This window comes from Marinobacter caseinilyticus (assembly GCF_011074955.1).
Classification (GTDB): Bacteria; Pseudomonadota; Gammaproteobacteria; order Pseudomonadales; family Oleiphilaceae; genus Marinobacter; species Marinobacter caseinilyticus.
In genome coordinates this window covers 40,119-48,855 of record NZ_WUQJ01000009.1, presented here as the reverse complement: position 1 = coordinate 48,855, position 8,737 = coordinate 40,119, and the positions used below count along the sequence as shown (strand labels likewise).

Genomic DNA, 8,737 nt, shown 5'->3' with positions numbered 1-8,737 from the left:
TAACACTTTTTTATCAACTGACTCGAAGAATGAAGAGATATCTACTTTCACTAAATGGAAAGGCGATTTTTCCTCCAGCAGGACCTTTATTTGATTTACTAGTAATCGCCTGTCGGAACTCGCAACGCCAAATATTCTTTTAACATTCCCATTGGCTTTTTTGATTGCAAAGTGATCGGTTTTATTCTTTGCTTTATAAACAGGCTTTCCATTTCTTTTAAAGCATTTGAATTCAGATAATTCAAAGTCGTCGTCATTGATTTTTCTAGCCATTTCCTCAAATTGATGTATTTGTTCATCAGTTTTTCCGCCCAAGCCAAATTCAACGACTTCGGAAACTGAACATAGTCTATGCAATGTTCTGGCAGAAAACGTTTGGTCAAGCATAAGATCAACTTCATCCTTTAAGTTTAGTCGGTCTGTAGTCTACATATGGATATTGGTTCCGTACAGTTATTGACAGAACTCCAAGGGTAGACAAATCTCAGCATTCCGCTTCTCCCAGGTATAGGCGGTGTCATCAGGCAGTGCGGCAATTTCCGCTTCTGTCGCTTCGCGGACATTTGTTAACCGCGCGAGATTATTCAACCACTCAACACCAGTCGTTACTGAGCTGTTCTCTTTTTTAGGCCGCTTCACTTCCCACCGAAATACCCGTGTTAGCCAGTAACGGCCCTGTGCGAATAATCCAAACAGCTTGCCTTTAGAGGGCTCGCCGTACTGGTTAACAGGGCAGTCAAGGTACTCTCCGGTTTCTTCGTCCACTTCCAGCCATTTAGCCGTCTTGATGGGCTGGTCTGTTCGTTTGGCACAGGGGCCGCTCATGATTTCGATGAATTCGGCCCAGTCGCCTTTGTCCGCGGCAATTCGGGCACTCTCTACAAGTTCATCATCCGCGTGTGCCAATCGGCGCAACTCCCGCCAGACGGTCACAGGCGGCCCGCCGATCTGCTGAAACTGACGGATATTGTGAATACTCGCCCAGGCCCGAACACGAGTCGCAACGTCTTTGGTCAGGTTGCCGTACCAGTCTTCAGCGTCCTGGCCATCTTCCTGAAACTCGCCATCGATGTTCTTGCAGATGTACTTGACTATATAGCCGGTGGCGGAGCCCCTTTGCTAGAAATATATTTGTGGGGGGCAGGAATATATCCCTGGGGACTGGGACTACTAAACCAATATTTGTGGTGATCCTGTTTCGGGCAAGCTGTATGAATTTGAGTTTTCACCTTTCAACTTATCCACTGTATGCTCGAAGGTCCCGCATCAGGGATTTGACTGAATCTAGCGAAAATGGAGGTGCAAATGGGACGGAATTCAAGTGAAGGTTATGAGGGCGGCAACTGGCCCAGCACAACTGGTAATCCTTCTGGCGGAGGCCGCGGTAATGCAGATTCGTCAGACGATTGGGATGATGACGATAACGTTAACCCGCTGTATACAGCGGGACTGATCGGTGGCCCAAGCATTGATGAAGTATTTGGCCAAGCTTTTGCTGAAACATCGAGGTCAATGCCACCACTTCCTTTTGGAGCAATCAAATACCGAGGTTCGATAACTTGTTTCGAGCCCCATAGAAATCAAGTTAGGTATTGGATTGATACAGAGCCCAAAGAGTTTCCATTTCAGTTAGCTGAACAACTGGTTGACTACTGGAATTCTAAGAGTTCTGAATGTTTTCGTACCCATAATCTGATTGGGGATCGAGTGGAATTTATCGGTTCAGATAAGCCGCGCTTCGATAACCCTTGGATAAGGGTAAACCGCTTTGAAAATCTCGACTGGTCCGAAGAAAGGTTCGACCATCATCCCGGCATTTTTGAGTTAGAAAACAAGTTGAGAACGGGCAATCTTGGTAACAAGTCGATCATTCAAGATCAAACGAAAAAAGGTAATAGAAAGCGCTGGTTTTTAATGTCCGGCAATTATATCTGCCACGGCTTTGGCTTCGTAACGAAGGAACAGGCCGAGAAGTGGATGGACTCGCTTGGAAGCTACATCAAATTGCGCGAAGGCCCGACATTTAAGCTCGATTTAAACTGGTTTGAATGCAAAATTGTTGATGCCAATGGAGATCTTCCAAAACGATGGCCCTACTAGCCAACTTTTTGAAGTTTGAATTCAGAGAAATGCCAGGCTAGAGCCAAATAGTTGCAGTTCAATAAACTGCAATAAAGCGGGACATATCTATTTTCGCCCATTGCCAAAGGAAACAAAATTGAAACAAACCACGGCAGTGCCGTTTTTTGTAGCGCTACTTTTAGGGTTGGAGTCCGCATGGGCTGGAACAAAATTGGCGGACGATCCTCCCGAGTTCTACCGCTTCAGCTACCAAACCGCGAATAACGGAAGAATCGTAGAAAATAGTGTTTGTAAAAAGTATAGCGGGCTCGACTGGAAAGGCTGCCGTCGATACGCCCAGTGGCACTTTGCAGTCCAATGCTGGGATTTAGGCTACGACATCAAGCATCAAACTGGCTCTGTTCGCCAAAAAATGAAGAAAGAAAAAGAGTTTTTCTGCGACGCGAAAAGGCGTGTTACTCCCTTGAGGTAAATAAATGATGAGTTTTGTCCTCATCCAATAAACCGGGACAGATTTATTTTATGCCTCTTTTGACTCAATGCCGGGTACGGCACAGCATGCACAGTCCGGGACTTCGGAAGAACCATTAACACCGGTGACCCTGATGGAAACAAGGTCGGAAATCAGGATAAATCCGGCTTTGTGCTGCAGATCACTGCTCAGACAGCGTGATCAGCCGACGGCGGTTGAAAAACAGAGTCCAGTCAATCGGTGATTAATATGAAGCGGGCGCAGAATCGTCTTTCACTCCCGGTTGAAGCCCCGTCGTTGTCGTCTGCTTTTAACTGAACGCTATGCTCGCTCAGCTAGTCTGGGCTGGCTCAAAGCACCTACCCGAAAAGAACGGGCCCAGGAGTAGCGAGACGGCTGTCCGGAGTATTGCCCGGTCTACATATTCGTCGTGCACGTTGGCGGTCCGCTGTTATCGAAAACGCACGTTTGGGCTATATAATGGAGTTGGCATAAAGGCTTTTGGGCATTGAGTAAGAGGTGCCTCTAAGGTGAGCATTCGACTGAACCATACAATCGTTTGGTGTAAGGACAAACAACAGTCGGCGGGGTTTCTAACGGACATCCTGGGTTTGCCTGAACCGACCACGTTTGGACCCTTCCTCGTTGTGCAGGTTGAAAACGACGTCTCGCTCGATTTTCTCGACACTGAGGGCGAAATATCGTCACAACACTACGCATTCCTGGTAACCGAAGCAGAATTCGATGAGGTATTTGCCCGTATCTCTACCAAAGGGCTGCAGTATTGGGCCGATCCCGGTCAACGCCGGCCCGGGAAAATTAATCGCAATGATGGTGGACGCGGAGTGTATTTCGAAGACCCTGATGGACACTTGCTTGAGATCATTACCCGGCCTTATGGCAGCGGCGGATAGTACCTGGCGACCGCAGGCCAGCTGTGCAGGATCGGTCACAGCGACGCCAGGTCGTGTAAACAAGGAGAGGTGACACGATGAAGCATGCGAAGAACACGATTTGTCTTTGGTATGATGGCGGCGCTGAGGAGGCGGCGCGTTTTTACGCCAGGACTTTCCCCGATTCATCGGTTGGCGCAATACATCATGCCCCGGGAGACTTTCCATCCGGGAAGCAGGGGGATGTTTTGACCGTCGAGTTTACTGTGTTGGGCATTCCCTGCCTCGGGCTGAATGGCGGGCCTGCCTTCAAGCACAGTGAAGCCTTCTCGTTTCAGGTTGCCACGTCTGATCAGGAAGAAACGGACCGTTACTGGGACGCGATTGTCGGCAATGGTGGCGAAGAGAGTGAGTGCGGCTGGTGCAAAGACAAATGGGGCCTCTCCTGGCAGATTACCCCGTTGGCTTTGAGCGCTGCGATAGCCGATCCCGATCGCGCTGCAGCCAAGCGCGCATTCGATGCCATGATGGAGATGAGAAAGATCGACATTGCTGCAATCGAAGCGGCCCACCGCGGTTAAAGCGTGTAGACGGGCCGCGGGGGTTTTGACCGTAGTTGGGACTATGGTGAATGGATTTATGGTCTTCCTAGAGAAGCGATGGGGCGGAGCTATATCGGAGCTAATTTGGAACTATAGAGGCCGGAAACCATAGGGATTGGATCGGGTTATTTTTGACCAAAATGATTTAGTTTAAATCAGCCTGGCCCCTGCGGATTTGTTACGGGGTGTTGAAAAGTCATCGGTTGAGGAGGCGCTGCGGTAGCGCGGGGGCTGTCCTGAGGCGAGATCAGGCCCGATTGCGCGCTCAGGCGCGGATGCTAGAATGCCCACCTGCATTGGCCATCACTGGAGAAAAAGTAATATGAACAAGGCTCCCGCACTCTATCCAATCGGCAGGCCGGGCGCTCCCTGGGGTGAAGCAGAACGCGCCGAGTGGTTGTCACGACAGACCCGTCAACGCAGCTACGAGTCCGAGGTGGTCACAGTGATCGAGCGCCTGCGCTCGCGCTTCGACGTGGAAGAGTATGGTCGTCTGGATTATGGCCCCGATAGTTATCCGCTGATGGCGATCCGTAGCCGCGACTGGCGTAACGATCTGCCGGTCGTGCTGGTAACGGGCGGAGTGCATGGCTATGAAACCAGCGGTGTACACGGCGCGCTGCAGTTCGTCGATCAGCATGCGGCGGCATACGCGGGCCGTGTCAACCTGCTGGTCGCGCCCTGTGTCAGTCCCTGGGCTTACGAGCGCATCCATCGCTGGAACGCCAACGCGGTCGACCCGAATCGCTCGTTCCGCGAGGGCAGTCTGGCTCAGGAGTCGGCGGCACTCATGCGACTGGTGGCGCCCGTCTGCGACCGTGCAGTGATGCACATCGACCTGCACGAGACCACCGATACCGACGAAACCGAGTTTCGCCCCGCGCTGGCTGCCCGTGATGGCAAGCCGTTCGAGCCGGGCGGGATTCCTGATGGTTTCTATCTGGTCGATGACAGCGAGAACCCGCAGCCTGAATTCCAGCAGGCGATGATTGAGGCGGTGGAGCGGGTCACTCATATCGCTCCGGCCGATGACAGCGGCGAGATTTTCGGCTCACCGGTGGTCGCTCGGGGTGTCATCCAGTACCCGCTCAAGCAGTTGGGGCTGTGCGCCAGTGTTACCAACGCCCCCTACAAAACCACCACCGAGGTCTATCCCGACAGCCCCCGTGCGACGCCCGAGCAATGCAATACCGCGCAGGCCACTGCGGTGTGTGGAGCAATCGACTACGCGCTGGCGCACCAGTAGGGAAGGGCAAATGGGTCAGGTCCTGGCTTTTGCCCCTTGGCCTTGATCTGACGCCTGGTTAACAAACCCCTGGACCTGACCTCTGGTACTGCGATTCATTTTCTGAACAACCTGGCGCAGTCAGTCTATCCAGTAATTGATCACCTCAAACTCCTGGTCACCCAGCCTTTTCAGATAGGAAAAGAGGCCAAACTGGTAACCCTCGTCAGCGTAATTGGACGAAGACAGACTGCCGACAGTGCCGGAAAACAACGACGCATCACCGTGTGAAACGGTCAGCTCCCGGCGCGCGGAGGCACCGACGGACATTGACCAGGCTCCGCCGAACAGTGATTCCGCTTCGAATTCAAATCCCAGTTCCAACGCGTTGGCCTCACCCAACGTCTCGGAGTACTCAAGCCCCAGCTCGGTTGCGCCGTTGCCCTCGCCAACAGAAACAGGGCCAATCGATAACCCACCGAGTGCTACAACCGGATCAAACCGGTCGTCGCCTACCGCATCGATTCGTCGTGCATCGTTGATAATGGATTGTTCGCGGGCAAGTATTTCGTCTTTTTCCTGCTCCGTCGGGTAAGTGCTCAAATCGCCCGCTACGTGCTGAAACACCTCCTCGTCGATACGCAGCGGTTCATTCTCGCCATTGTCCGTCAGGCTGGCGTTATAGAAGCGCCGGGTGACCATCCGCATATCAATGTCTCGGGGAAGATTGACGTAGAGTGTTTCGCCAAGAAATCCGTCGTCCGGGATTTTAGCGACGGTTTTTTGATACACGTAGCGGTCAAGCGGCACCGAGGTGAATATAACGCCATCCTCGAAAGGGCCCGTGCTGAATGTGCGTGACTTGGTCAGCTCGTAGGATTCGCTGATCTGTCTCGTCGCCTCAACATTCAGCTTGGCCAGAAACTTGAAGCTACCGCCGCCGCCCGCGGCTCCGACGCCATAGCCTATGGAGCCCGATACCGACACGGCGAAATTCCGCCCGGCTGCTCCGGTTTGCGCGCTGCCCCAGCTAGTGGAACAGGCACCGGTGTTCTGGCCAATATCTCGCTTGCAGGGAGCGGCTGCCAGGGCCGCCAGAATGACGGGTTCGGTGAAATCGAGAAAATGCTCGCCGGTGAACTGGTACACGGCGACATTGTCATTATCCACGTCCCCGGCAACCAGAATGGGATTTTTAAGACCACTGACCAGCGTGTCACCATCGAACAAGGGAACCCGTGACACGCGTTCCGCCCTCATAAGGTCAGGGTTCCATCCGTAAACCTGCAGGCCTGAACTGACGTCGTTATCTGCCAGCAGGTTCATATGAATGATGTCATCGATGCCGTCACCCGTCTGGTCACTAACGGTCATGACCGTGTTACTGCGATCAAACCGGGTTGCCTGACCGTCAACCGTCATGAAATTGCGATCGGCGACACCCGTCACGAGCAGGGGAAGCTGGTTGGCGTTGGGCTGTTCAAACGATTCGAATACGTATTGATTGGCGTGAATGTCGGTATCCCCATCCCCGTCAAAATCCAGCAGGTTGGTGTGGACGAACCGATAATTGATGCCTTGAGCGAAATCACAGCCGTCCGGTACGCTGAAATACCGGCTGGCGCCGATCTGCTCGAAGTCATTGAAACGATTGCCCAGACCCACCAGCAGATGCTTCAGGCCCGCTCCATTGGTTTGCTCACTTGAACAGTTCTGGATCACTTCCTCAAGGCCCGCGAAAACAAGCTCATCAACGCCGTCGCCATCAAGATCGCCCCCAGTAACGTCGGCGACAACGAGTGGGTGGGTGGTTACGCTGCCGTCGTCATTGATTATACGGGCGACAATCGGCCCACCGGCAATCTGCGAGAGCGACGTCGATATCACCTCGAATGCAAAGTATTGTGAGGCAAAGGTGTTGGAGGCGAGGTTTTCATTGGCCACAAGCACCAGTTCAGCAATGCCATCGTGATCCAGTTTCACGCTTTTGAATACCAGCGTTACGAATGGCCCGGTGAGCGCGTTGGTAAAGGGCAGGTGGTGTTCATGGGTGATTGCGTAGCCACCGGTCTGGTCTTCCAGTATGTAGATGCCCACCGGGGTTGCGACATCGCCCGGCAGGGGTTGTCGGCTGATTGCGAATGCCACTTCTTCGACACCATCGTTATCGAAATCAATACTGGCGGCTCGAAGATCATAGACCGGCAGATAGCGCGGATCGACGGGAATACTGACATCAACAGGAGACGCTCCCGGTGTTGTTGCGTCGAGAACTCGGAGCCTGACATTTCCCGGGGCGTTATTGCCCTCGACATACACGATTGCCATTTCCTGAAAACCGTTACCATTGCTGTCAAATGCCGTCGCGTCCCGTCTTGTCCCGCGCACAATGAAATCGTCTACGGCACCTGCCTGATCGTTGTAATCTTCCGCTGGCCACTGCGGCTCGGGCAGCACCTCTTCATACAGAAAGATTGGGACCGTGGCACCAGCGATGACATTGCCTTCGGCAATGTCGTCTATCCAGGTCAGGTAGGCGCCTGTATTGTTCTCAGTGCGGACGCCCCCCAGAAACAATTCCGGTGCCCGACCTACAACATAGTCTTTAACCGTTTCACCGGTATCTGACGATTCGACCGGCACGTCTATCTCACGCACCACGGCCACCGGTCCCAGAGGGCTATAGCTAACGGGATATGGGACTCCCTGGTCATCCAGCCGAGCCGTGTCACTGGTGTCAACGCCGAGCGATTTCAGCGAGCCTTCAAGGTCTGGCGGGGGTTCGGCAGGAAGTGGGGGGTCTGTTTGTGGATTAGCGGAGTCATCATGAATTACCTGCGTCACCCGGGTGACGTCGTCATTACACCCGGTGAAGAAAATGACGCCAACAAGAAAGAAACGGCAGTTGAATACCATAACGTATTCCTCCATCCCTCCCTTTAACACGAGGAATGTAAGCCGCGTCACTGCGCATTTCGGCCCGGCGATGACTTTGTGGGGTTTACACCCCGCGTGTAATCCGGTGTAGCCTCAGGCGACAGTATATTAATATTTAAACAATGTCGATTAGCAAATCATTGCTATAGTCAACTAAAATTCTAGCGCTCGTTTATAAACTTCTGCTCAAACTGAAAATCGGAGCGGATTTATTTTGCGCGTGTGGCTTGGCTAGCACTCAAACTCATGCCCGTAAACGCAGTAACCGTGGCGGCCGTTTTTCTGGTGCACGAGTCTCATTGGTATACGTGGTAAACTATCCGTCGCTGGGCGCTGTTGATGCTTAAACAGTTGCAGTTCGTCCCGGGCCTGACGGCCCTGCATCGGGCGCCCGTTTGGCTGCGCAGTAAGGGCACCGCCTGACAAAAGCGTAAATGACCGCGTTAGTTTCAAGAAGTATTTGCGTCATAGTGATGATGGTGAGAATTGTATTTCATTGATCACTGCCACACTCGTTTGCCTATTT

8 protein-coding genes are annotated in these 8,737 nt (G+C 52.8%); 5 read left to right on the top strand and 3 right to left on the bottom strand.

Going from position 1 to position 8,737, the window contains the following annotated elements; all coding sequences use genetic code 11:
- Both GRX64_RS03845 and GRX64_RS03840 read right to left on the bottom strand, forming a co-directional pair.
- The coding region (locus GRX64_RS03845; RefSeq protein WP_207308722.1) for a hypothetical protein at nucleotides 1-387 on the bottom strand (387 nt) is incomplete at its 3' end.
- Nucleotides 388-453: 66 nt separating this feature from the next.
- Entirely contained in the window at nucleotides 454-906 is a 453-nt protein-coding gene (locus tag GRX64_RS03840) for a hypothetical protein (RefSeq protein ID WP_166263869.1), read from the bottom strand.
- 399 nt (nucleotides 907-1,305) lie between these two features.
- On the opposite strand from GRX64_RS03840, the gene GRX64_RS03835 reads away from it, so the two are divergent.
- The 5 genes from GRX64_RS03835 to GRX64_RS03815 all read left to right on the top strand — a co-directional run bounded on the left by GRX64_RS03835 (nucleotide 1,306) and on the right by GRX64_RS03815 (nucleotide 5,295).
- Nucleotides 1,306-2,100, top strand: coding sequence for a hypothetical protein (locus tag GRX64_RS03835; RefSeq protein WP_166263832.1), 795 nt, complete (start codon nucleotides 1,306-1,308; stop codon nucleotides 2,098-2,100).
- A 118-nt stretch (nucleotides 2,101-2,218) separates the two neighbouring features.
- Entirely contained in the window at nucleotides 2,219-2,554 is a 336-nt protein-coding gene (locus GRX64_RS03830; protein WP_166263868.1) for a hypothetical protein, read from the top strand.
- 530 nt (nucleotides 2,555-3,084) lie between these two features.
- The gene (locus tag GRX64_RS03825) at nucleotides 3,085-3,468 is read left to right on the top strand and encodes a VOC family protein (RefSeq protein WP_166263867.1); all 384 of its coding nucleotides are present in this window, start codon (nucleotides 3,085-3,087) and stop codon (nucleotides 3,466-3,468) included.
- Between the two features lie 77 nt (nucleotides 3,469-3,545).
- On the top strand, nucleotides 3,546-4,028 hold the full coding sequence (locus tag GRX64_RS03820; RefSeq protein ID WP_166263866.1) for a VOC family protein: 483 nt from the start codon (nucleotides 3,546-3,548) through the stop codon (nucleotides 4,026-4,028).
- A 343-nt stretch (nucleotides 4,029-4,371) separates the two neighbouring features.
- A complete protein-coding gene (locus GRX64_RS03815; RefSeq protein WP_166263865.1) occupies nucleotides 4,372-5,295 on the top strand; it encodes a M14 family metallopeptidase in 924 nt (307 codons plus the stop codon).
- Between the two features lie 120 nt (nucleotides 5,296-5,415).
- Here GRX64_RS03815 and GRX64_RS03810 read toward each other — a convergent pair whose 3' ends face one another.
- Nucleotides 5,416-8,190, bottom strand: coding sequence for a hypothetical protein (locus GRX64_RS03810; RefSeq protein WP_166263864.1), 2,775 nt, complete (start codon nucleotides 8,188-8,190; stop codon nucleotides 5,416-5,418).
- Between the last annotated feature and the right edge of the window lie 547 nt (nucleotides 8,191-8,737).